Origin of the sequence: Odoribacter sp. AF15-53, from assembly GCF_003479425.1 — a bacterium.
Lineage (GTDB): Bacteria > Bacteroidota > Bacteroidia > Bacteroidales > Marinifilaceae > Butyricimonas.
Map to the genome: position 1 here is coordinate 702,443 of NZ_QUHC01000001.1, position 23,518 is coordinate 725,960.

25 protein-coding genes and 1 pseudogene are annotated in these 23,518 nt (G+C 40.1%); all 26 read right to left on the minus strand.

Going from position 1 to position 23,518, the window contains the following annotated elements:
* Nucleotides 1-3 precede the first annotated feature (3 nt).
* The gene (locus DWW52_RS02840; protein WP_118713941.1) at nucleotides 4-639 is read right to left on the minus strand and encodes an RloB family protein; all 636 of its coding nucleotides are present in this window, start codon (nucleotides 637-639) and stop codon (nucleotides 4-6) included.
* 3 nt (nucleotides 640-642) lie between these two features.
* Entirely contained in the window at nucleotides 643-1,863 is a 1,221-nt protein-coding gene (locus DWW52_RS02845; RefSeq protein ID WP_118713942.1) for an ATP/GTP-binding protein, read from the minus strand.
* A gap of 173 nt (nucleotides 1,864-2,036) precedes the next feature.
* Nucleotides 2,037-2,201: a hypothetical protein gene (locus DWW52_RS20980; RefSeq protein WP_158582462.1), complete on the minus strand. Its 165-nt coding sequence runs from the start codon at nucleotides 2,199-2,201 to the stop codon at nucleotides 2,037-2,039.
* Between the two features lie 262 nt (nucleotides 2,202-2,463).
* A complete protein-coding gene (locus DWW52_RS02850) occupies nucleotides 2,464-3,099 on the minus strand; it encodes a DUF6266 family protein (protein ID WP_118713943.1) in 636 nt (211 codons plus the stop codon).
* A 121-nt stretch (nucleotides 3,100-3,220) separates the two neighbouring features.
* Complete coding sequence (locus DWW52_RS02855; RefSeq protein ID WP_118713944.1) at nucleotides 3,221-3,790, minus strand: N-acetylmuramoyl-L-alanine amidase; 570 nt, start codon at nucleotides 3,788-3,790, stop codon at nucleotides 3,221-3,223.
* A 43-nt stretch (nucleotides 3,791-3,833) separates the two neighbouring features.
* Entirely contained in the window at nucleotides 3,834-4,223 is a 390-nt protein-coding gene (locus DWW52_RS02860; RefSeq protein ID WP_233556664.1) for a 3TM-type holin, read from the minus strand.
* Nucleotides 4,199-4,504: a helix-turn-helix domain-containing protein gene (locus tag DWW52_RS02865; RefSeq protein WP_118713946.1), complete on the minus strand. Its 306-nt coding sequence runs from the start codon at nucleotides 4,502-4,504 to the stop codon at nucleotides 4,199-4,201. The genes DWW52_RS02860 and DWW52_RS02865 overlap by 25 nt, the downstream gene beginning before the upstream one ends.
* The gene (locus tag DWW52_RS02870) at nucleotides 4,501-5,199 is read right to left on the minus strand and encodes a hypothetical protein (RefSeq protein ID WP_118713947.1); all 699 of its coding nucleotides are present in this window, start codon (nucleotides 5,197-5,199) and stop codon (nucleotides 4,501-4,503) included. Before DWW52_RS02870 ends, DWW52_RS02865 begins: the two co-directional genes overlap by 4 nt.
* Nucleotides 5,196-5,828, minus strand: coding sequence for a DUF6266 family protein (locus tag DWW52_RS02875; protein ID WP_118713948.1), 633 nt, complete (start codon nucleotides 5,826-5,828; stop codon nucleotides 5,196-5,198). Before DWW52_RS02875 ends, DWW52_RS02870 begins: the two co-directional genes overlap by 4 nt.
* Nucleotides 5,829-6,372: 544 nt before the next feature.
* A complete protein-coding gene (locus DWW52_RS02885) occupies nucleotides 6,373-8,508 on the minus strand; it encodes a hypothetical protein (protein ID WP_118713950.1) in 2,136 nt (711 codons plus the stop codon).
* A gap of 63 nt (nucleotides 8,509-8,571) precedes the next feature.
* Nucleotides 8,572-9,105, minus strand: coding sequence for a hypothetical protein (locus tag DWW52_RS02890; protein WP_148315314.1), 534 nt, complete (start codon nucleotides 9,103-9,105; stop codon nucleotides 8,572-8,574).
* 87 nt (nucleotides 9,106-9,192) lie between these two features.
* On the minus strand, nucleotides 9,193-10,344 hold the full coding sequence (locus DWW52_RS02895) for a 6-bladed beta-propeller (protein WP_158582463.1): 1,152 nt from the start codon (nucleotides 10,342-10,344) through the stop codon (nucleotides 9,193-9,195).
* A gap of 10 nt (nucleotides 10,345-10,354) precedes the next feature.
* Nucleotides 10,355-10,744: a hypothetical protein gene (locus DWW52_RS20930; protein ID WP_148315315.1), complete on the minus strand. Its 390-nt coding sequence runs from the start codon at nucleotides 10,742-10,744 to the stop codon at nucleotides 10,355-10,357.
* A 398-nt stretch (nucleotides 10,745-11,142) separates the two neighbouring features.
* Entirely contained in the window at nucleotides 11,143-12,210 is a 1,068-nt protein-coding gene (locus tag DWW52_RS02900) for a 6-bladed beta-propeller (RefSeq protein WP_233556666.1), read from the minus strand.
* A 121-nt stretch (nucleotides 12,211-12,331) separates the two neighbouring features.
* Nucleotides 12,332-13,522: pseudogene (locus tag DWW52_RS02905) on the minus strand (6-bladed beta-propeller).
* Nucleotides 13,500-15,641, minus strand: a complete 2,142-nt coding sequence (locus tag DWW52_RS02915) for a hypothetical protein (protein WP_118713956.1) — start codon at nucleotides 15,639-15,641, stop codon at nucleotides 13,500-13,502. The pseudogene DWW52_RS02905 and the gene DWW52_RS02915 overlap by 23 nt, the downstream one beginning before the upstream one ends.
* Nucleotides 15,642-15,673: 32 nt before the next feature.
* Nucleotides 15,674-16,810: a 6-bladed beta-propeller gene (locus tag DWW52_RS02920; protein WP_118713957.1), complete on the minus strand. Its 1,137-nt coding sequence runs from the start codon at nucleotides 16,808-16,810 to the stop codon at nucleotides 15,674-15,676.
* Between the two features lie 64 nt (nucleotides 16,811-16,874).
* The gene (locus DWW52_RS02925) at nucleotides 16,875-17,906 is read right to left on the minus strand and encodes a hypothetical protein (RefSeq protein ID WP_118713958.1); all 1,032 of its coding nucleotides are present in this window, start codon (nucleotides 17,904-17,906) and stop codon (nucleotides 16,875-16,877) included.
* A complete protein-coding gene (locus DWW52_RS02930; protein WP_118713959.1) occupies nucleotides 17,903-18,445 on the minus strand; it encodes a redoxin domain-containing protein in 543 nt (180 codons plus the stop codon). Before DWW52_RS02930 ends, DWW52_RS02925 begins: the two co-directional genes overlap by 4 nt.
* Nucleotides 18,446-18,457: 12 nt before the next feature.
* On the minus strand, nucleotides 18,458-19,426 hold the full coding sequence (locus tag DWW52_RS02935) for a hypothetical protein (protein ID WP_148315316.1): 969 nt from the start codon (nucleotides 19,424-19,426) through the stop codon (nucleotides 18,458-18,460).
* A gap of 76 nt (nucleotides 19,427-19,502) precedes the next feature.
* Nucleotides 19,503-20,033 (minus strand): redoxin domain-containing protein, encoded by a 531-nt coding sequence (locus DWW52_RS02940; RefSeq protein ID WP_118713961.1) that lies wholly within the window; start codon nucleotides 20,031-20,033, stop codon nucleotides 19,503-19,505.
* 5 nt (nucleotides 20,034-20,038) lie between these two features.
* Nucleotides 20,039-21,070: a BF3164 family lipoprotein gene (locus DWW52_RS02945; protein WP_118713962.1), complete on the minus strand. Its 1,032-nt coding sequence runs from the start codon at nucleotides 21,068-21,070 to the stop codon at nucleotides 20,039-20,041.
* Between the two features lie 166 nt (nucleotides 21,071-21,236).
* On the minus strand, nucleotides 21,237-21,545 hold the full coding sequence (locus tag DWW52_RS02950) for an NVEALA domain-containing protein (protein ID WP_148315317.1): 309 nt from the start codon (nucleotides 21,543-21,545) through the stop codon (nucleotides 21,237-21,239).
* Nucleotides 21,546-21,745: 200 nt separating this feature from the next.
* A complete protein-coding gene (locus DWW52_RS02955) occupies nucleotides 21,746-22,165 on the minus strand; it encodes a DUF1573 domain-containing protein (RefSeq protein ID WP_118713964.1) in 420 nt (139 codons plus the stop codon).
* Nucleotides 22,166-22,174: 9 nt separating this feature from the next.
* Nucleotides 22,175-23,212 carry a BF3164 family lipoprotein gene (locus DWW52_RS02960; protein ID WP_158582465.1) on the minus strand — a complete coding sequence of 346 codons (1,038 nt, stop codon included), beginning with the start codon at nucleotides 23,210-23,212 and terminating at the stop codon, nucleotides 22,175-22,177.
* Nucleotides 23,209-23,442, minus strand: a complete 234-nt coding sequence (locus DWW52_RS20985) for a hypothetical protein (protein ID WP_158582466.1) — start codon at nucleotides 23,440-23,442, stop codon at nucleotides 23,209-23,211. Before DWW52_RS20985 ends, DWW52_RS02960 begins: the two co-directional genes overlap by 4 nt.
* Between the last annotated feature and the right edge of the window lie 76 nt (nucleotides 23,443-23,518).

Here is a 23,518-nt window from a genome sequence, read left to right on the forward strand (position 1 = left end):
ATATTATAGAAATTTATTCAACTCTTCTACTAACAAATAAACAGTAGTGGAAGACTCTTGTTGTGCCGGGTTATTTCCATCAAATTGTTTCATGATGGTTTTAGCGTGATTAATAGCTTGTTCTTGTTTGAAAAATAAAGCATTAAACATTTTAGAACTTACGCCAGTTTTTTTTGTATAAGGAAATCCGAGCAAAACAGTTAGCATTTTTTCATATCTGGAACGATGTAAAGCTCCCTGGTATAGGTTAAAGTGAAGTAGAAACCAAAACTCAAAAGCTTGGTTGCTATAAGCTACTTCGAAACCATGTTGGCGAGCCAATGAGATAGCGGAGTTAAAGTCATGTTCAGGAAAATCATCTTTATCGAAGACAACCCAATTTTGACTGTATATTCGTCCTTTTTGCTTTTCTTGATCTTTTATGTTGATCGCTTTTTGTACTAATGCTAATGTTCCCATGCCTTGACCAACAGCCTTCACGTTGGCAGAAGTTAAACGAAAAGCATTAAAATAGTCTGGTTCAGTATTAACTCCTTCACAAATAATCAGAAATGTTTGTTTCACCTCACGCACACTACTGATACGGGTAAGTTTTCTTTCGACACGAGGGTTGATCTTTTTCCTTTTTGTAGCTGGCATGGTTTATTGTTCTTTGGTATTAAACAAACGGGTTAAATCTCCGACAATGGGAATTGCTCCATATTTTCCAGATAAGTAATCTTTTGAAAATGAAGCATCATTGCGTACTTTATATTCTGCCAACGAATAAAGTTCGGTTGCTCCATAACGATCTTTTTGTGTGAACCAAATCTGGTCCCGTCTAAATATATTAGCACTCAATAAATTAGTATCGTGCGTGGTGATAATTAATTGGGCATTTTTCGGATTTGTTTCTTTTGAATTAAACAAGGCAATAATCCTGCATGTAAGAAGAGGATGCATTTTGGAATCAAATTCATCTATAATCAGACGCTTTCCATTATCCAAGGCATCAATAATAGGGTATGCTAGAGAAAAATACTTTATTGTACCTTCCGATTCATTCTTCTTGAATGGGAACGTAATAACTTTGACTTCGCGACCTTCATCGTCGTATTGCGTATGTGTGCTGACAATAGTATTATCAATTTTTTCAATATTTTCAATGCCTAAATCAGCATAACGGGAAAATTCGACAATTCTCTGTTTCATCTTCATGTCATCCAATTGGATTGTCGCTGTATTCCATATTTTTTCATCATTAGAACCAGAGATAATAGTGGTATCATTTAGCCACTTCATGATCTCGACTGCTGTCGGATCATTGAATTGTGCCGCTACCGAGAGTAATAATGCATTTGCCCTAATCATGCGTTTGGCGGTAAGTTCTTTACCTACGACAAATTTAGGATGAATATCGAAATCGTCTTTTTCTCGATAGAATAATTCAATTTCTTTAGCCCTCTTTTTATTTGTTTTCAGATAGAGCCATTCCGAGTGTACCAACGAATAATCAGCCTCGAAACCATAGCGATATTGATTTTCTTCATCACAGAAGATTGCTTCAAAATAGCTCGGTTCTCCCGCTGTAAGTGAGTTTAGTCGAAAACTTTCAATATTTACACGTTCTCCAGCTTGAATATCTTTTGAAGAATTCATTGCATACCATTTAAAGAACTCAAACGCTTTAATAAAATTAGATTTACCGGACGCATTTGCCCCATAGACAATCGCACTTTTCATTAACGATAAACCGGCACTTCCTACATTAAAAATTATATCTTCAGCCGACACTTGTATTTCTTTCAAAGCCGATGCCGTTAATGAAAGTGTAGATTGCTCTTTAAAAGACAGAAAATTTCCTATTGTAAATTGAATAATCATATTTTAATTGCTTTATTCGAGAATTTATCACAAATATACCATTTATTTTCGAGTATGTTGATATTTGTCGAGCGAATTATATTATTTCGTGCTTCTTTTTATTCGTTGAAATATGCTTTCTACCGTCTTTGAGGGGGGAAAAGTCTTTTTCTCCCCCCATTTTTAATAAAATGTCAATGATTCGTTCGCCAGCGGCTTTTCAGCCAGGCAACGATAATGGAACTTAACACGCCACCCAGAAGACTCACGACTCCCGCGATAAGGCTGTCGGCCATTTGCGAGAGAAAGGTGTTCAGGCTAAGGGTGGAAAACATACCGATTAAAAAGTAGTTGTTCATGATAATAATTTAGAATTTAAAATTTAGAAAGAGAGGGATTTTTACCCAGGCTAAACGTGTATCGAAATGCGTTTAGCCTGGGGCATAAAATTGAGCTTTCAGTTCATGAAGTCACGGGAATCCTGTGGACTAGACTTATTGGCAGCTTGGCTGCCGTGGATAAAGCGCCCGCTAGGGTCCATAGACTTTATAAACTTTATGGACTTTACAGACCTTTGACTCGAAGGGACTAAAAGCGTTTTTACGCGTTTGTCCCAGATCCTTACTCGATGGTTAAATGGCGACTGTCGGAAACCATTTTCCCGTTTTTCGACGTGGCGAAACAATAAGCGTGAACCTTCGACGGTTCCCAGTCTTCCGGTAAGGACGTACTCGTGCTACCGGATTCTCCGCGCGTTCTAAGCGTCACGAGTTTGGCCCGGTTAAGAGCGGTTTCGTACAGGGCGGCATACACCTTGTCGTTAGTGCAGGAGAAACCGTCTCCCTCGTCGTCTTGCATTTCTTGGGTGAAGGAGTAAACCTTGTTTTCCGTGTCGAATGTCACGCTGACTTTGGGCGTGTACAAAGCTCCGGAGGCGCAAAGCATCTGCTCGAAGTTCATCGTGGCCACGTAGTTCTCGTCGACCTCGATAGCTCCCATGTTAAGCGCGACGAACGCGTTTGACGTGTTGCCGCGACCGACCCCGGTGAATCCTTTCCGGATGACGGGGAGCATCTTCCGGGCGATCCCGACAAGAGCTTTCATCTTGGCTCTCTGGGTCAGGATTTCGGGTGTCTTCACGTCCTTGCGGGAGAAAATTTTGGCTTTCGCGATGTTCTCTCTGTTAAAAACGCACATGGTAACGTTACCAACTGATTTCTTGACTTTACCTAAAAGGTAGGAATTAAATTTTGCCATAATGTTAAAATTTAAAGATTAAAGAATAAAAATTTAGAGTTTAGAATGGGGAATCGCCTTCGGCGAGTTGCAAGTAAACAAGTTACAAGTTATTCCGCTGCACGAGCTTCCCTTTCCCATTCTACATTTCCAGTATTTCTTGCGGGAATGCCGGACCGGGATCGATCTTGCGGGGTGTGATGTCCGAGTGGCGCAAGAGGTAGCGGATCGGGTAATGTTCCGAGAGTAGCGCGCACACGAGGACAACCGTTCGTAGTTGGGTTTCCGGGTAACGGTGCCAGTAAGTGGGTTGGTCTTCCTGTTCGTCAACGAACACTTCTGATGCGGGTACTTCCTTGCCGCATTCGGCGATGAATTTGTCACCTTCCCGGCGGAGTTTTCCGAGATTGTCGAGTTCGATACCGATCGAGTAATGGTTCAGGTTAACCCGTCCGAGATGAAAACTCTTCCCGGCATGCCAGGCTTCCACGTTGAAAGGCACGAGCTGGATGATGTCCCCGTTCCGGTCGATCACGAGGTGGGCGGAAGCCGCCACGTCCGGCCGGGTCAGGTAATAGGCTGTCGATAGGGCGTTTGTTCCGGCCGTGTAATGCAGGACGATGGTGTCCGGGGACACGAGCGGCCTCGTGTTCTTGGAGCATGTCAAGTGAACTGCCTCGCAGTCCACCAGACGGTGGTTTAATATGTCCACGATAGAGAATTTAAAATTTAGAATTTAAAATGAATTCTGGGGGTTATTTCTTTCTTTTGAGCAGGGAACAGGCGATTTGCTCGCTGCCCCGGCCGATGATGTACCCGCCGAGTCCGATTTCCAGCAAGTCCCAGAAGCGGGAAGTGTCGGCAAGGATCGGCAGGTTCATGAAGGTTCCCGCCAGGACGATCAGGGCGAAGGTGAGCATCACGATCGGTCGCCACGATCGTTGCAGCCAGTTGCCCCGCGCTTCTTCCCGGATCACGGAGGCTTGTTCCTCCAGTGTCTTTTCTTCCACGGATAGCAATAGTTGTAGAATATCCGTTTCCAGTTGTTTCTTCTCCCTTCCGGGGAGGGTCAGGCGGTCGACGACTTCGCCAACCGCGCTGACCAGATTGGTTACGGGTTTCATGTATTTTTTCTGCTTAGACATTTCTCGACTTCTTCCCAGTAAAAATAGTTCCGTTTCCCGAGTTGATGGACGGGGATATCGTATTCCTTGATGATACGATACAAGGTGCGTTCGGCGATATTCAGCGTCCGGCACAATTTCTCTTTATCCATCAAGTTCGGCGGGATATTTTCAACTGATTTGCTGACATACTCGTGCAATTCCGTGAAGTTTTGCGCGAAACTTTCGAGAAGGTCCACGACATAGTACAGGAGTATGGAGAATCTTTCCAAAGGATCCGTGTTATCATTCAGTGGTTTCATATTCTTTTACGATCTAATGTTTCAATGTAATTCTGTAATTCCCTCACGATTTTTTCGAGAAAAGCGGTCGGGTGGGGACGTGCCAGGGCGTGACTGACAATCGTGTAATAATCTTTCGTGGCGGGGAGATTCCACACGTGACAGAAATAGAGGATAAATTCTTTTATCAGGTATTTGTCGGTAGGGAATACCACGAGCGACGTGTGCAGGTGCAAGGCCATCATCTCGGCGATGTCCATGTCGTCTGCCCGTAAGGTGCAGGGAAACGACACGCTTGTCTTCAACGTGTTGAACCACCTTGCCAGGTGCCGGAAAGAGGCCCGTTGCAGCCGGAGATACTCGTCAAGTAATTCCCGTTCGTCGGGGGTGAGCTCTTCCGGGGGGAGGGGAAGTCCCTCGTGCGTGATTTGCAGGTAGCGGTGGGTGGCATGCCCGTTTTCTTCCCCGAAGATGGTTTCCAGCTCGATGATGGTACCCAGCATGGCGACGATGATGGCGTTGTCTTCCAGTCCCTTCTCGCGGATATCCATGAGGCAGGAGATTGCCGGGATTTCCACGTCGAGCAGGTCGATGCGATACGCGGCCAAGCTTTCCGCCTCGTTGAAATGCAGCGGTTCGTGCAGATCATCCGTCACGTCGACTTCAGCCTTGTAAAGCGCGGACAGGTACTCGTGTAAAATTTCGTGTTGTTTCATAATTTAAAGTATTTATCATTTGAAAAATGTTTCCCGTCTTGCGAGGCGAAAAAACAGTAGATATGCGCGTTTATTCTCTTTTTTCGTTCCAGGTGGAACGACGCGTACCCGTCTTCCCGCAAGGCCTGCACGTTGTCGAGGATTACCGGGGTGAACGATCGGTTGCTGAATAGCACGACGACCATCAACCGATCGGTTGCCAGGGCGGAGGGGCATCCCGAATTATCGTCCCATTGCAGGGTGACGTTGTCTTGCTCGTCGACAGAGGCCGTCATGTTGTTGACATGTTGTTGTTTGCCGATGCCGAGTTGCAAGCGCGAGAAATCGCTGATTTTTCCCTCGTGTGTGAACATACTGATGTTCGTTTTCATGAAAAGGGCGAAACCGTTTGTTTTTAGACGGTGTCCCTCGATCTTCCAGATCGGTTTGAGTGGAGTCTCGGCGAGCTGTTGATAGAAACGCAGGGCTATCGTCAGGCGTGTTCGATTTCGTTGTTGTTCGGGCGTGTTCGCGTCGTGGTATTCCAGCGGGGCGGCCCGGATACAGTCTTGATTACCATGTTTGTAAAAAATCGTGTTCCCGATGCGACCTCGCAGGCCCCTTAATAAACCATTGTTGTGTTTTGCCATCTTTTTTAATTTAAAGGTTAATTATTATTTAAACAGGACATCCGGGAGAGAGCGGGGGGATGTCGGGGAGAGTCGGGGGAGAAGTCGGGCTTCATGAATTATTCACGGACGTGTTGTCGTCGTATCATTCACAGTTCCCAAACGGCTGTCGAACGTGGGCGAAACGTCTGTCATCTGTTTGTCGTGCCTTATCTCTCCCTTATCTCTCCTCGAACACCCTTTGACCTCGTGGGGCTCTCCGGATTTCTTGTTGACAAAAGTAGGGCATATCGGGTGGGGGAACATGACGGGAAATGTGTGACAATCAGCGCCAAATCAGGACAAATTGGATTTCGCGAGAAAAAAAGTCCATAAAGTCTATAAAGTCCATAAAGTTCATAAAGTCTATAAAGTCCATAAAGTTGAGCCTTTGGCTCCTAAAGTCACGGGTGTCCTTCGGACAGTATTTGTCGGCAGCAAAGCTGCCGTGAACAAAGCGCCCGCGGGGTCGATGACCTTATGGACCTTATAGACCTTATGGACTTTATGGACTAATTTTGTCTACTCAGAAATAGTTATCAAAATAATAGAATTCGGTGGGGTGGGGAATAATCGTGTCCCGGTAGATGAATAGTTGTTTCCCGTCTTTGTAGAAAAAGGGGAGTTCTTCGTTTCCTGCCGAGAGATCCCGTAACCAGTAGATGCGATCGAGCGGGACGTTGTCAAATTTTAAAAAGTTATAACGGGCAATTCGGGTTCCCGCCTTTTTCCAATCGTTATCCCAGTATAGCAATTGATAAGTGTGTCCCACGACGATATGGTTTTCGGCGTTTGCCGGGGCGAAGCGTATCTTTTTCACTTTCATGGGGCGTTTCAATGGCATCAGGTCTATTTTCGAGAAAGAGGCGTGTTGCATGGATGAATTGTAGGCCGGTTGATATCGCAAATACTTGTATTTACTGGTGTCGACCTGTAATTTGCGATATGCCCTGTCATCTTGTTTTGCCTTGGCGGCTTCGGGAGTAAACGTGGGAAGTGGTGTTGGCATGGGGAGTAAATCTTCGGGCGTGTACTCGTCCGTGAGAAATTCGAGAATACCCATGTTGCTGTACCGGCTGGTTGGCGATGTGACGTAACGGTAATACTGGAAGGCCCGGCATATCTTCGGGGTGTATTCCTGTAAGTTGAGAACGGGTGCCGTTTCGATCGTGCCGAGTAGCACGGAATCCTTGAAGTCTTCCCGGTTGGCTCCCTCGAAACGTCCCCCGATCATGAGTCGTGCTTTTTCTTGCAGGTGTGTTTTTTCGGGAAATTTCCGGTGTAGGAGCAAATCTCCTCTTTTCTCCGGTTGGGCGGGGCGAAGGGTGACGAACGAGTGGGACGTGTAGAGCGTGTCGGGCGAGGTGAGGTAGAACGGGTCGGCGTAAGGGATAATGCTGTCGCCTTTCAGGTAGACGGGAAGGTAGAGTATGTTGTAAACCACGTTTTTAAAGTGAGTTGTTTTGTGCTGGTGATCAACGAGTCCCCAGGTGGCGGGGACGATTCCCCCGGGAATGTTGTTGAACGTGTAGAGGTAAACCAGGTTGTTGGATATGTCCGCGTTTAGAGGAATCTCCACTTGGGCGACCCGGTAATTTTCGCTTGTCACTTCTTTGAGACAAGGCGTTTCGAAAGCCTCCGGGACTACCTCGTCTTTTGCTTTCAGCATGTGCGGGCTGTCGGCTTGCGCGGCAAAAGTGCTTCTGAAGAAACTGGGCGAGGAGGAGGCCGAGAGATTGAACGGGTCGCGGCTTCTGGTCGGGCTGTACTTGGTACGCGAGCCCGTGCTATCCACGAGCGTGCAATGGAAATGTCTCCCGGCTTTTTCCCGGAAAGAGATGTTGTAATCGACCGCCGTGGGTATGCCGAAGGCCCTGAACACGTTGCAGAAATTGTTACTTAGAGATATGCAGTCCACCTGGTATCCCAGGAAAAGATCGTAGAGCCCCACGTGTTGCTGGTGAGGGAGGGTGAACATCTGGTGAATGGTGTTCGTGTAGAGCGTGTAGCGACTCATGTACCTGGAATAAGTTTTTTCGTCGCTCGTGTTCAGGTGTTTGCTGAAAATGTCGTTTAGTTTTTTCCCGTTCTCGTAAAAAGCGTAACCTGTCATGGCTCGGTAGGGAAGGATCATTTCTTTAAATTGCTCGAACGGGAGATATGAAGCGTAAGGTGATTCTTTCCACACGCGGAATGCATTCTCGATATGCGAGATCAGGAAATCGGAATTCACGTGTCGCGGATCGGGGAATACTCCCTTGACAATGACGGGCGTGTCGGGGAGAATCATGGTTTCCAGTTTATGGGCGATGAACGCGTGTTGTTGGCGTGATTCAATGTTGGCTTCCGTGTACAGGGCCGAATCTTTTATCCCTTTCATCATTTCCCGGTATAGCCCGTCAAACCGGGAATGCCATTCGAGCAGGGAGGAATCGGGGAAAACGGTTTGCTCTGTCGATAGATGCCATTTCATGTTGTCGATCAGGAAGCAGGCCGCCCGGTATTTAAGCGAATCTTCCGGGGATTCCCGGTAATGACGCAGGACTTTTTCCAGCTCTCCCCGGTTTTTCCCGGCTTGCGAGAGCGTTTCTTCCACGCCGGGAGGATAGTGAGAACAGGAGAGCAGGGCTAGGATGATGAATGGGATGATGATTTTTTTCATGGTTACGTCATGTTAGGTATCATATTGGGATTGACAGATTAGATTTTATTTTTCTAACGAGAATCATAGCTTGGTTTCATGATTAAAAATTTTTTGTTTTACAATGTTCAAGTAGTCATCGGTATAATCAGGTGTTTGTTTGTCCATGAAGAAGAATAATTTTGTTTTCATTTCCTTATCAAGAATGAATAAATAAGGCGTGCTATATTTCTCGGCTGGAATAACTTGTTTTTTGTCTGCATACTGGAAAATTTGCTTACCGTAAAAATTATTTCTTAATTTATATTCAACATCATTTGAAAAAAATATAATATCATCCCGTTGGGCGTAATCAGGGAAAGCATTCTTTATTTTTTCCAGTAAAAGATTAATACATGGAGGGCAACTACTCATAGGGAAATAGCAAATCAAAGTACTCTTTTTTATTTTGTTCGCTAATGAGATAGAGGTTAACGTGTCTTTCCCGATGTGGATTTCGGGAGAAAATTCAAGATATTCGTTTTCTATTTCAATAGATTGTATTTTCCTGCGGTATTCATAAAAATAGTCATTACTGTATTGGCTATAATATTGAATTAATTTTTTCTTGGTCTCCACGTGTTTATATATCAGTACGATATTCCCCGATATCAAGAGAAGCATAATGATCACGATGTATAAATTTCGTGTATTGTTTTTCATGTATTATTTGCTTTTTAATTTTAACCTGACGATAAGTTGGTTATCATTTTCTTTCATGTTGTCGTATATCTGTTTGCTTTTTTCGTCCAGTAATTGATAGGGAATGTATTCTTCTCTTTGTTCATATTCACAGAGATAAACGATTTCATTTTCGTTGAAATAGTTAAGGCTTTTCCAGTTAATCTTCTCTGAGAATTGGTTAAACTTTTTATAGGTATTATCTCGTGTATTATAAAGGACATAAAAAATTTTAGCATTCTCGGGGCCTTTTCTTACATCGTAAAATTGAGCAATAATTGAATTTCCGAATACACGAGTATCCATGATTGTTATTGGAAATGTTTTAATAAGCCATGCTCTTTGAGCAACTTGATCTTGTGCCGTGGCCTTACCTTGCTCTATTTTATCATAGATAGAGGGAAACTTGATTTGTTCTAAAGTGTACGGAGAATTGCCTGTAGAAAAATGAAAAATAGGTGTAATTCTATCTTTTTCAATTTTATAGTAGGTATTTAGTGGAGTAATGGGTTGATAATTAATTTTTTCTTTTGAAAATCCAGGATAAGCAAATACCATATCAATTATCTTAGGGAAAGTAAATGTGCTGGAAATGTATTCCTCCTTTTTGCGAGAGAAATAATGAATTTTTTTTCTATTTGTTCCCCGTAAACATACGATGATATCTTTATCGAAAGGAAAGATTCGATGAATTACGCCTTCTGGACGGAAGGTTTGTAAGTATTTTCCGTTGAAATCATACTCATGTATACCGGTCCAACATGTTACTAATAGGATGCTTTGGTTAAAAGGATCTATTACGAATTCTTCTATGCTATCATATTCTCCCGGTCCTCTTCCTACGTTGTATATTCTGTGGAGATAGTTGCCTTGTCGATCTAATATATATATACCATTTTGTGATTGTATATAAAAGTGTTTGTTATCAGCTTTTAGTCTAGCAGCGGATGATAGCAGGCAACTATCATTTGTGGGTATTTTTATAATTTGAATACTGTCACAGATTTCAAGTATTGAAACTTTGTCGTTTCGGGATAAATCAAATTGGTAAACGGGGGCATTGTCCTGCCCCCCCTTTTTATCATGTTTACAACTGATAAACGTTAAAAGAATAAGGAAAAATAATGTTGGTTTCATAGATTTATTTTTAAATATATGAGACTTGTTCTTGCATAGACTTGACAAATCGGCAATAACTTTCATGTCCTATACTCCCTCCTTGTAGGGTCCATATCGTGTAACCGCAAAGATCAGTGGGATTTTCTGTACGTTTACAATAATAGGCAAAGAACGAATAACTACAGTATGGACATCCATTAGCACTTGTCCAACAACGTCCACCCGTGACGTGATTGAAAGGGTGGTAATTACATGTTACGTCCGCGTCGGGGATTTCGTAATTGGCCTTTGCTGTTTGTTCGAGATTGGTTAAAAATAATTGTCCTTCTTGCTTTTGATCCGTAAGAATCATATTCACGTTAATAGCCATAAATATGACGAGTGCTATTGATACTGAAAATAATGTAATCTTTTTCATCTTTGTTCTGGTTTTAATTTATATTTCCATTTCGTCCTTTTTCAAGTATATATCCTTTCAACGAGAGAGATGACGTGTGTCTCAATTTTTATTATCTTTGTCCTTTCTTCTTTTTTGAGGAAATGGGGCGGTGTCGGGAACTTGCTAGGGTTGAGCCGGCACCGCTATTTTCCCCCTGATAATTTTTAAAAATTAATATTCTTTCAATCGCACGGCTTTCTAGCCTAAGTTCGTGTGATTGGAGATAAGGTGTTGCATAACACCAGTATGTTTTTTGTTATTTTTCATATCGAGTATATTAAATTGTTTCTACACGCTTCGCCGTTAAACAGATACTTCAAATATATAGTAAAAAATCGGGAAAAATCAATAGAAATATGATAGAATTATGAGAATTTTCAGGAAGATTGTGAGTAATGTTGTATAGAATAAATGACAATACAGGGATTTGAATCTTCGTTGATATCAGGTAGTTCTTCTCTCATTCTATGAATCTGTTCGGGATAGTTTTTTTCAAAATTAACATATTCGTTTTTTCCTTTTAGATACTCGCATATGTCCGCTGCCTCAACGGAGGTTATGATGTAATCTTGTGTGATATCAATGATATTACCAAAGGTAGTTAGGTATTTTTTTGTATAAGGAGTAAGTTCACAAATGTTTGTTTCTTGATTGTTTTTATTGTATAAACACAGACGATTTTGACCGGATTCCAGAACTAAATAAATGTAATAATCCTGAGTTTCTTGAAATTTTCTAATTGTTGTGATGTAGTTGGGGGGCCAGCAATATTCTTCGTATTTTTTGTACGAGATTTGTTCCTCGGGTAAATGATATTTACCAAAATTTACAGAGTGGCATGTAGACATGTTTTTGCCATCGTAACGATATACGTTAAAGTCCGTGGGGGCTATATAATAAAGAGAATCTTTATAAGACGAAAAAGATTTAATATTACTACTTTTACCTAACCAACTGGGATCTATATTTACACTTAGATTAATAGTTTGAAAATTGGAGTCCAGTTCCCATAAATTGTAACGTTTATTTTCGTCTTGGGTATAATTTCCCGCATATCCGATATAACCTTTTTGCCATGAAAACATCTTGTATAATGTTTCGGGAATAGGATATATTTCAACAAGTTTTAGATTGTTTATATCATAACTTAGTACTTTCCGATCTATTCTGGATAATAAGTTTAAGGTGTGATTCCTTTTGTTTATGAAGATATCAAACAATTGTAAATATTCTCCAGGGGCACGTCCCACTGTATTGATTTTATGGATAAAATTACCTTTTAAATCAAAAATAAAAACAGATTGATCATCGCCGAATGTGGCAACGTACAATCGGTCTTTATATACAATCGCCTTGTCTATTCTTCCAATCAACACGCTGTCTCTAGTTTCTAGGGCGATTATTTTACAGTCTTTTAATAGACCCGTGGAATGGATATCTTTCATGTTTTGGTCGAAATCAAAATGGATACATTTGATGTTTGTGTCCTTGTTTTTACAACTAAAGCAGCTGATAATTAGCAATATGATTATATAGTGATTCTTCTTCATTGAAAGTGTTTTTTTGTTATTGGGTATAAATGAATACTAGATGTGGATTGTTGTTTTCAAGATTTTTTTGAGAGGTTAACGGGGTGTATATTAGTTTTATATGATTCATGGAAGCCTGATGAAATTTTAAAAGTGTATGAAGGCAATCCTCGTCTGCAAGGGTGAAAATGAAATAGTTATCTTTCGCGTATTTGGGAACAGAATATAGGGATTTGAATTCATCCGGTAAAGTTGTCGTGTTGAATATGTAGGGTTGTTGCTGTTGTTTATTGTAATATAGATCATAGGCGTTACCACCTTTAAAAAAATTACAGTAGATATATTTATTGTTTTCAAGCAAGTCATCAAGATTAGAGATATAATCATTCCGTCGAGCATAGGCTATATATGTTTCAATTTCTCCGTCAAAAGATGTCAGGGGGATGTTGTATCTTTTGAAATCGAATTGATAACGCGGGATGATACTATCGGGTGTTATTTGAAACACGTTGTAGTCAAATACGGTTTTGAACAGGACGGAATCTTTATATTTCGAGAAAGTCCTGTTTAATGATAATTGACTGTTTTGGGCGTAAGGAGGGAGGTTGAAAGGTATTCTTTTTATCTTGCCGTTCGTGATGTCCAAAATTGAAACGCATGAAATTGTATCCCTATAGTCCGTAAATAATGTAAGATAATCATTATCAATGACTGATATGCAAGTAATATCCATGTGCGGGTCCTCTATGTTAATTTCACGAAGAAAATCCCCGTGAAGATTATAGAAGATAATTTTTCCTCCCATGTTATCCATGATCACTATGGTATTATTGTTTAATATCGTGAAATCCGTGATAGATATAAATTCTCCTGCCCCTCATCCATTATTTGCTATTTTAGATATCCCGTTTCCGTTTACATCGTATACGTACAAGCATTGGGATAGGGGATCTTCGATAAAGAGATAGGGAGCGTCGTAACGAAGATTCTTGATACCCCCGATGATAAAAGTTGAATCTGTTTCTAACGGTACGATTCTTATGCTGTCTATTGAATTTATTAAATCAAGTGATTGTGCATTGTGTTTATCGAAGTCTATAGCCAGTTTTTTGAATTTAATGTTTTCTACTTGTTGCCTCTGGCAGGAAACGCAAGTGATGATGATAATCAGTAAAATATAGATTGTTTTCATGGTGATGATGGGGTTAATAATGATTCTCGAAATCATAAAATTCGGCGGGACGGGGAACAATGGTGTCGTGATAGATGAATAGTTGTTTTCCGTTTTTATAGAAGAATGGAAGTTCTTCTTTTCCCGCGGTAAGATCCCGTAGCCAGTAGATGCGACCGAGCGGAACGTTGTCAAATTCCAGAAAGTTGTAACGGGCAATCCGGGTTCCCGCTTTTTTCCAGGCGTTATCCCAGTACATCAGCACGTAAGAGTGGCCCACGACGATATGATTCTCCGCGTTTGCCGGGGCAAAGCGTATTTTTTTCACTTTCATGGGACGTTTCAATGGCATCAGATCTTTACCGGCATAAGAGGAATATTGCATGATGGGATTGTACGCGGGGTGATTTCGCAAATAGTAATATTTAATGCTATCGTCCGGGTGTAATCTACGGTACGTCTTATCATCCCGGTTCTTGTCGATGTCTTCGGGCGTGAATACCGGGAGAGGTATTACCGCCTGGAGTGAATCTTGGGGCGTGTATTCGTCAGTGAGGAATTCGAGGAATCCCATGTTACTGATTGGCCAAGTGTCCGGGGCTACATAACGATAGTAACGGAAGGGACGGCATACCTTCGGGATGATTTCCTGCAGGTTGAGTATGGGGGTAGTTTCGATCGTGGCTAGTAGCACGGAGTCCTTGAAGTCTTCCCGGTTGGCTCCCTCGAAACGTCCCCCGATCATGAAGCGAGCTTGTTGTTGCAGGTATTTCTTTTCGGGGAATTTGCGGAGTAGAAGTAGTTTTCCTCTTTTTTCCGGTTGTTCGGCTCGGAGGGTGGTAAACGTGGGAGAGGTGTAAAGCGTGTCGGGCGAGGAAATATAGAACGGGTCGGCGTACGGGATAACGCTGTCGCCTTTCAGGTACACGGGAAAATAAAGCACGTTGTAAACCACGTTCTGGAAGTTCGTTTCTTTTTGTTGATGATTGACGCTCCCCCAGGTTGCCGGGACGAGCCCACCCGTGAGGTTATTGAAGGTGTAGAGATAAACCAGGTTGTTGGAGATCGTTCTGTTTAGCGGGATTTCTATTCGGGTTGTCCGGTAGTTTTCGTCGGTTACTTCCTTGATACAAGGTGTGTCAAAATAATCCGGCACCACCTCGTCTTTCGCTTTTAGCATGAAGGGGCTATCTGCCCGCGCCGCGAAAGTATTTCTGAAATAGCTGATGGAAGAGGAGGCAGATTGATGAAGCGTGTCGCGACTTGTAATTTGGTTATATTTGTATCGCTTCCCCGCGCTGTCCAACAGTGTGCAATGAAAATGTCTTCCCGTTCTTTCGCGGAAAGAGATATTACAATCGACGGCCGTGGGGATACCGTAAGCCCGGAAGACGGTGCAAAAATTATCAGCGATGGAAATGCAGTCATATTTGGAGCCTAAAAATAGATCGTAGAGTCCCACATGTTGTTTTTGAGGGAGATAGAACATGTAGCGGATGGCATACGTGTAGTGTGAGTATCTATTTATGAAACGATTGTAAGTTTTTTCGTCGCTCATGTTTAAATACTTGCTAAAAATATCGTTTGCTCTTTTCCCGTTCTCGTAAAAGGGATAACCTGTTATGGCACGATAGGGGAGAATCATTTCTTTAAATTGTTCAAACGAGAGGTACGAGGCATGGGGAGAATTTGTCCACACGTGGAAAGCGTTCTCGATATGGGAAATCAGGAAACCGGAAGATATGTGTTGCGGATCGGGGAATATTCCCTTGACGATAACGGGGGTGTCGGGAGGAATGGCGTTGACCAGTTTCCTGGCAACCGTATAGTTTTCCCAGAATTTTTCGGCATTTTTTCTGGTGTTTAAGGCCGTGTCTCGAATGCCCTTTGTCATATCCTTGTAAAGACTATCGAACCGGGCGTGCCATTCGTATATGGACGAGTCCGGGAATATGGCTTGTTCGGTCGACAGGTGCCATTTCATGTTATCAATGAGGAAGCAGGCGGCTTGGTATTTAAGTGAATCTTCCGGGTGTTGTCGGTAATGGCGTAACACTTTTTCCAATTCACCCCGGTTCTTCCCGGCTTGCGAGAGGGTTTCTTCCACGCCCGCCGGGTAGCGGGTACACGCGAGGATTAGAGTACAGATCAGGGTGGTATATAGGATTGGTTTCATGATGATGGGTTTAATATGGAAGGAGATCGGTTTTAAAAATATTCGAGAATCACGGGATTGTCGTTAGCATTTATTCGGGCAATCACGCGGTTGGAATCACTACCTTTTTTGATTTGCCGGATGTCTTGATTCGAGGGTTCGATAAGGAGCAACAGGCTGTTGTCGCTTTCTCCCATGTTCAGTGACGAAATAAAATTTAAATCGTTCGTGGAAGAAAAAATGTCGTTGACGATTCTCGTGTTCGGGGCGAATTGTATCGTTTGTTGTTTTGAACCCGATACGATGTGCAGGTAACGTTTTTTGTCCTTGTGCGATACGATGTATAACGTGTTGTTCAGGTATCGAAGTGTTTTGATGAAAGTGTAGTTTTTCAAGTATCTAAAGAAATCGTATTCGAATTCTTGAAACAGGGCATCATACTGTCGTTCACTTAACCAGTTGTTTTCCGTGTCGACGATAAAATTCTCGTGGAACTGTTCGTGTTCAGGATCATAGATGACACAGCTATTTGTAAAATCAATTTGGTATATAAATTTGTCCTTGTAGGGAATAAACTGCACGGGTTTGAACATCGTGTTGGTCGCTTTCGTGATCAGGCAAGAGTCTATAATCGTTCCGGATGGATCAGATAGTGAAATTAATTTTTTGTTTTGTCCCGTCATGAGTAAGATATGATTATCCTGCATTTTCTTGAATTTGTTGATAACGAAAGGATAATAGATATTTTTTATATGCTGCATGGTGGTCGCGTCATATATCTTTATACAATTCACGTCGCATAACCAGATTTCTTTTTGTCCGTTCATCGTGTAGACATCAAAATCCCCGATATAAGTGTATTCTTCGGGGCCTCGTCCCATTTTTTCGAGCGTGTACAAGTGTTTCCCTTCATGATTAAAGGTTTGTATTTTACATTCATTCGACAATATATAGAATATACTGTCCCGTTTTATTATTTTATTTACACTCCCGACGAGGCTCGTCTTTTTAGTTTCAAGAGGAATTATCCGGTAATGTTTTGTGATGATCTCTGATAGGTTTATTTTAGAATCAGCCCCGTTGTCTCTTAATATACAGGGGGCAAGGGTATTCTCTTGATTCTTTGAGGTCGAGTTGCAAGCCAAGAGGATACAACTTAATAAAACGGATATGAATGTTTTGTTGGGCATGGAGTGTTTGCTATTTTTTGTAAACGTTTGTTTGTGTCATCGCTGTATTCTTGTGCATCATTGACTAAAAATAATCGCTAATGTCATATTTATCAATTTCCTCGTTATCTTTAAAGGTATATATGCATTTATGTCGAGTATCCAAGGTGAAATAAATGATATCATTCGTGATAATAAATTTTCGTATAGGTGTCCCTTCCCAGTCAAATTGTTGAATTTCGACATTTTTATTATGTTCCCGGAAAATTGGAGTCGGGAGGTTAATATAGAGGGCGTAGATAGAAGAGTCCGTGATTTGTAAGCCGGAGAAATACCTGATTCTTTCCCTTTCTGGTATAAAGCTTATCTCTTTCATGGAAACGGTAGGCTCGTAAAGAGAGAGGGTAATAATATCTGTGAATTGAGGGGAGAATATATTTATTTGGTTGAAATTTGCCATGTTAGATACAAATCTTTTGTGGTCGGACCGTAGTTGATTTGTCATGCCGAATAGATATTGATGCTCATTCTTAAGAGGGTCACTAAACATGATAATTGGCTGTTGTGATAAAGTATCTTTTTTCAGATCGTATGTGTTTAAAATATGATTGTAAGAAGAATTTACAATGCTAATTAACGTGTCCCCAAGCACAAAACATTCTCCTCTACAATCTTCAGACAGGTAAATACAGCTATCAAGAATGGTTTTTTGTTGACGAATTGATTCTGTCACGTTAAATAGAACTAATTTCATAAGAGCCCCATCTTTTACCCACATGTATGTATTTAAAGAATCTTTGAAATACTGTCCCATGTATATAGCGTTTAAAAATTCATCCGGACCCCTACCGGGGGAGAGAAATTTTCCTAATGATTGGTAAGTGTTCGTGCTATAAATGTCAAAGAAATCATCAAGCCCGTCTGCTTTAAAGCAGATTAAAAAAGTATCGACAACGAAAATGTCGTTTACACCAATACTGGTAATATCTACTCTTTCTCCGGTAAGCTTGACTTCTTGGGGAAATTCTTTTATGAGGATATTCTTACCAATCATGATGTCATGGCTGGTACAGGATAGAGTGGTTAGGATTATTATAAAGGGCGTTAGAGACTTCATGGTTGTGCTATTAATGATTCTTCAGAGAGAACTTTTTTATACAATTCCCACATGCGATGACTTCCAATAGGATTTCCAAGTAAAATAACTTTATTGTTTTTATTTAAAAGAAATGTTTGAAAACGGGGTGCTTTGGGAAAATCATTTAATTTCCCAATTTTATTTTTGTAGTCGTAAAAAATGGGATAAGTAAATTTATTTCGTTTTTTGAGGACATCAACAATGGTGTAATCTTTTACATGAACAACAAAAAGGAATGCTACATTGGGATTGATTGTATCCATCTCTTTAATGAGTTTATTCCATTCGTGTAATTTTAAATGACATCCGGTACAACTATTCGTATCAATAATAGTGAGAAGTTTAAAATCTTTATCAAGCATCAGTTGCCAAAGAGAATCCTGTTGCGTGTTGAGTGAGTCTGAAAATTTAATTTCCTGATCTAGCCATTTATTTACGATATCTTCCGTTCTCTCTTGTCGTGAAGCACAGGAAAAGAAGATAAATAATATGGAAATGAGTATTGTAAATTGTTTCATATATATGGTGTATTAGAGATAATCGCTAATATCATATTTGTAAATTTCTTCGTTCATTTTAAATCCGTAGATACATTTTTTGGGTATATCTAGAATAAAATTAATAATGTTATCCGTAATAATAAATTTACGTATCGGAGTACCTTCCCAGTCGAATTGTAGGATTTCAACACCTTTTTCAAATTCATGTATGTATGGGCTAGGATGATTTATGTATAGAGCATAAATATATAAATTTGTGGCAGCTATATCAGAAAAATACCAAGTTCTATCTCTTTCCTCGATAAGGCTGACTTCTTTTATCGGAACTGTTGGTTTGTAGATAGAGAGGGTTATGACATCGGTAAATTGAGGCGAGAATATATTAATTTGATTGAAGTATAACATCATCGATGCAAATTTTTTATGATCAGGACGTAAACAATTACCCATATTTAATAGATATGCGCCAACATTTTTAAATGGGTCACTCAGCATAATAATTGGACTTTGCAGAAGAGAATCTTTTTTCAGATCGTATGTACTTAAAATGTGATTGTAAGAAGAATTTACAATACTTACTAGTGTATCACCAAAAATAAAACTATCTCCAATACAATCATTCGATAAATAAATACAACTATCAAGAATCGTTTTTTGTTGGCGTATAGATTCTGTTAGATTGAACAAAACTAATTTCATAAGTGAACCATCTTTGATCCACAGGTACGTGTTTAAAGAATCTTTATAATATTGTCCTTCATATGCGACGCTTAAAAATTCATTTGGACCTCTACCCGGAGAGAGAAATTTTCCTAATGATTGTAGGGTGTTTGTACTATAGATATCAAAAAAATCATCAAGTCCATAAAATTTATGGCATATCAAAAATGTGTCAACCACATATAGGGCATTTACTCCAATACTTGTAATATCGAGTTTCCCTCCGGTAAGATTGATTTCTTGGGGAAATTCTTTAATGAGGATATTCTTACCGATCATGATATTCTGTTGAGTACAGGAAATTATGATTAAGAAAATTATAGTATAGAAGATGAGTTTCATGATGGAATTGTTGTTATTTTTTTGTAAATATTTCTTTATAGAGGTTCCACATATGATAATTGTTAATAGGACTCCCTAACAGAATTACTTTATTATCTTTGTCTAATAAAAATGTTTGAAAAAGAGGGTTTGAGGGAAATTTATTCAGTTTACCTACTTTATTTTCATAATCATAAAACATAGGATAAGTAAATTTATTCTTTTTTCTCATTGTGTCTACAATACTATAATTTTTGGCATGAATAATGAAAAGAAATGCAAGGTTAGAATTCGTAGAATCCGCATCTTTAATGTATTTCTCCCAATCGTAAAATCTTAACCTACATTCTGTACAGCTATTTGTGTCGATTATTGTAAGTAGTTTAAAGTCTTTGTTAAGCATTAGTTGCCAAATAGAATCTTGTTTTGTATTGTTTATAGAAGCCGGAAATTTTATTTCTTTTTGTAACCATTGATTTACGATTTCTTCAGCATTCTCTTTTGGATGATTGCAAGAAAGAAGGATTAAGATTAATACATATAGTATATGTGCTTCCGTTTTCATAATTATTAAATGTATTCTTTAATATCATATTTAAAAATTTCTTCATTTGAATTTAATCCATATATACATTTATGTTTTGTATCAACAGTAAAATAGATTAAATTATCACTTATTAAAAATTTTAGTATAGGATTACCTTCCCAATCCCATTTTTGTATTTCTATGTAGTCAAAATGTTGGTCCCACGTAGATTTGGGCTGATTAATGTAAAGTGTAAAAAAATATGTGTCTGTTGCATAAATATCTGAGAAAAATTCAATACGATCTTCTCTTGAAGTTTGAAGAACTTTCCTAGTGGAAATTGTGGGTTTGTAAACCGAAATAGATAGAATATTGGTAAATTTTGTTGAAAATATATTTATTTGATTAAATCTTCTAAATGCTGATATGAATTTTTGTTTGTCAGGTTTAAATTCTATCATCATATTATGCATTGTTTCATCTTCGTTGTCATACGGGTCTTTGAACATTGTAATAGTAGGGTATATTGAATCTGTTTTTAAATTGTAAGTTTTTAAATATGTTTTTGGAGGTTCATTGCTTATATTGATTAGAATATCTTTATTGATAAAACCACATCCATAGTTTAATGCACTTAAATAAATGTTGCTATCAATTATTGTTTTTTGTGTCTTTAATGATTTCGTTAAATTTAATAATGCCAGTTTTAAAGTAGCATCATCCTTTATCCACATCTGGATTTTTGTTGAATCTTGAATGTATTGATTATTGTATTGAATAGATAAAAATTCATTTGGACCTCTTCCTGGAGAGACACATTTTCCAAGATATTCCATGGATTGTGTACTATAAACATCAAAAAATTCTTCAAGTCCGGATGCTTTGAAACATAATAGAAATGTATCAATCACGTACAGTTTATTAATTCCGATACTGTTAATTGTTTCTACTTTATTGCCAATTAATTGAATTTTTTCAGGAAAATTCTCAACAACAAGATGATGGCCTTTTATTAAGTCATGGTTTGAACATGAAGTAATGGTGCATATTAATAAGAAAAGAAATAAGTTTTTCATTTGTAAGTGATAATTGTACCCTATTCTAAAAGGGTAGGTTATGTAATTGAGTTAATGTCGATTTGTTCATATCCTCTTATAGAAAAGAGCTCATAAAGGTTTTATAATTTAGTGTGAATTATTAGTAACATGAAATATTGATATTTCATGTTACTAAATTTACATTTTATACATTATTACATGTACAAACAGATTCACCATCAGGTTCGAAACCATTGTATGTTACACACCAGCATCCTGCACTTACACCGTCAGTTTTAATATGCGCAACAGCAGCACCACCTACAAAATGTTTTCCCGTATACGCTTTTGAACCGCCAGTTGCACTATCTCCTTCTCCTCTAGCCAATGCCTCAATGTTCTTTAACGCAAGTCCGTTTTTCGAGTGGTCTTTAGATAGATTGATGCTTACGTTGATTGCAAAAAATAATGCAATACCAAGGCAAGCTACTAAGCCTAAAATTTTCTTTTTCATAAACTTATCATTTATGTTATTACTTCCATTCCGTCCTTTTTCAAGTATATATCCTTTCAACGAGAGAGATGACGTGTGTCTCAATTTTTATTATCTTTGTCCTTTCTTCTTTTTTGAGGAAATGGGGCGGTGTCGGGAACTTGCTAGGGTTGAGCCGGCACCGCTATTTTCCCCCCTGAATGTTTTTAAATGGTTAATATCTATTCTATTACATGGCCTTCTAGCTTAAGCTCGTGTAATACGGGTGAGGTGTTACATAACACTTGTATCGTTTTCGTGAAACGTCCGAGCGAGTTGGGCTTGAACGTGACGAGTATAGTTCCTGTTTTTCCGGGAAGAACAGGGCGTTTATCCCAATGCGGGTCGGTACAACCGCACGAGGTTTGCACGTCTTTTATGATGAGAGGGTGTGTTCCCGTGTTTTTGATGGTGTACGTCACTTGCGGGTGGTCATCGTAATGGATCGTTTTCAAGTCAAGCGAATCCTGTTGGATTTCCACGGTCGTGGCCGGGGCGTTTGTCCAGTCGGAGGGCTGGGGGATAAACGCGAACCACGAGGTGAGGGCTCCTAGGGAAGCAACCAATAACAAGATAAAATATACGGGAAATCTCTTTTTCATACCTTATTATTATATATCGTATCGAACTAGTTTCGCGTCGGGTGTTGTCCCGTAAAGTGCATTCTCTTCCAGGTCATAGGAGATATAGGTTGCCATTTGAGGAATGGTGCGAGTCTCCAACAGCGTTCCGTCCCAATCGAAGACGAGTAGGGTCGGGCAGTTCGCTATTTTCTGTCGTTCGGCTTTATAGGTTTTACCGGAATAAAGCACGAAAATACGATCGTTCGAGACTGCCACGTCCTGAAACCCGGTAATATTATCCGCGTAGTAAGCTACTCGAACAGCCCCTTCATTGCGTGCATCCACGTGGGGATAGTAATAGCAATGACGGCAGGTAAGCGTGATCGTTTTGCCCTCGATACGACAAATGTCGATTTGACCGCTACGGATGTCCGTGCAGACGAAAGCCTTGTTATCCGGTCGGAGGCAAAGGACTGTACTTGCCCAAAGAACACTTGTCGAATATGGAGATAGGTCCGGGTAACCCGGATGAACGGGATAATCGATGAAATAGGATTCGCTGTCGTCCTCCAATGAATAATAACGGTAGCGACCTTGTTCGTATAATCCCGTGGAGATAACAAAATTATCTCCTTGTACTGCGGAGAGGTGAATGGCATCATTCGTTAAAGCAAGTGGGGGTGTTGTGGAACCACGGCTTACCCCGGATGGATTATAACGGTGGAGTTTGCCTGTTTCAAAATCGAAAGCAGAAATCTCCCCTTGACTATTCACGGAGAGGTTATCGACCGTGTAAGCCTCGTTTGTTCCGTCACCGAGTGGTAACCAATCTTGCGAGGAACGGGTGGAAAGGTTGACGAGATTAACGTTCGTGAGCTTGTTACGCAAGCCCACCGCGAGAATATCCCCATGTTTCGTGATCTTTGATGGAGATGTGATTCCATAAGCAGAAAGATCGGCAACCAGCGTGGAAGTAACATCGTTTCCCGTGGCTTGAATGTCCGGGGAAACGGAAAGGTAACTGTTATCCGTGGAACAGGATGCGAACAGTGGAACCAAGAGTAGTGTTACAAGATGTTTTTTCATGGTTTTAATTCTTTTAAAGTCATTCCCGGGAAAACCCACCCATTTTCTAAGAAACATTTACCTCGAGCATCAACGCAGTCCTTGTAAGGGTCTATTTCTCCTTTAGAAAGTGCTTCGATATTACGTAATGTCATTTCTTTTTCCTTTGTCGGATTCGAAAAGCTGGTACATAATCCTAATAATAGGATTGTTGTGATGGATAGTGATAATTTTCTCATAATTTTTTTCATTATATGGAATTTTTGTTTAACTTGCACCTATGTACGATTGTTTTTGAAACAAAAATATGAGAAATAAATCGGAAAT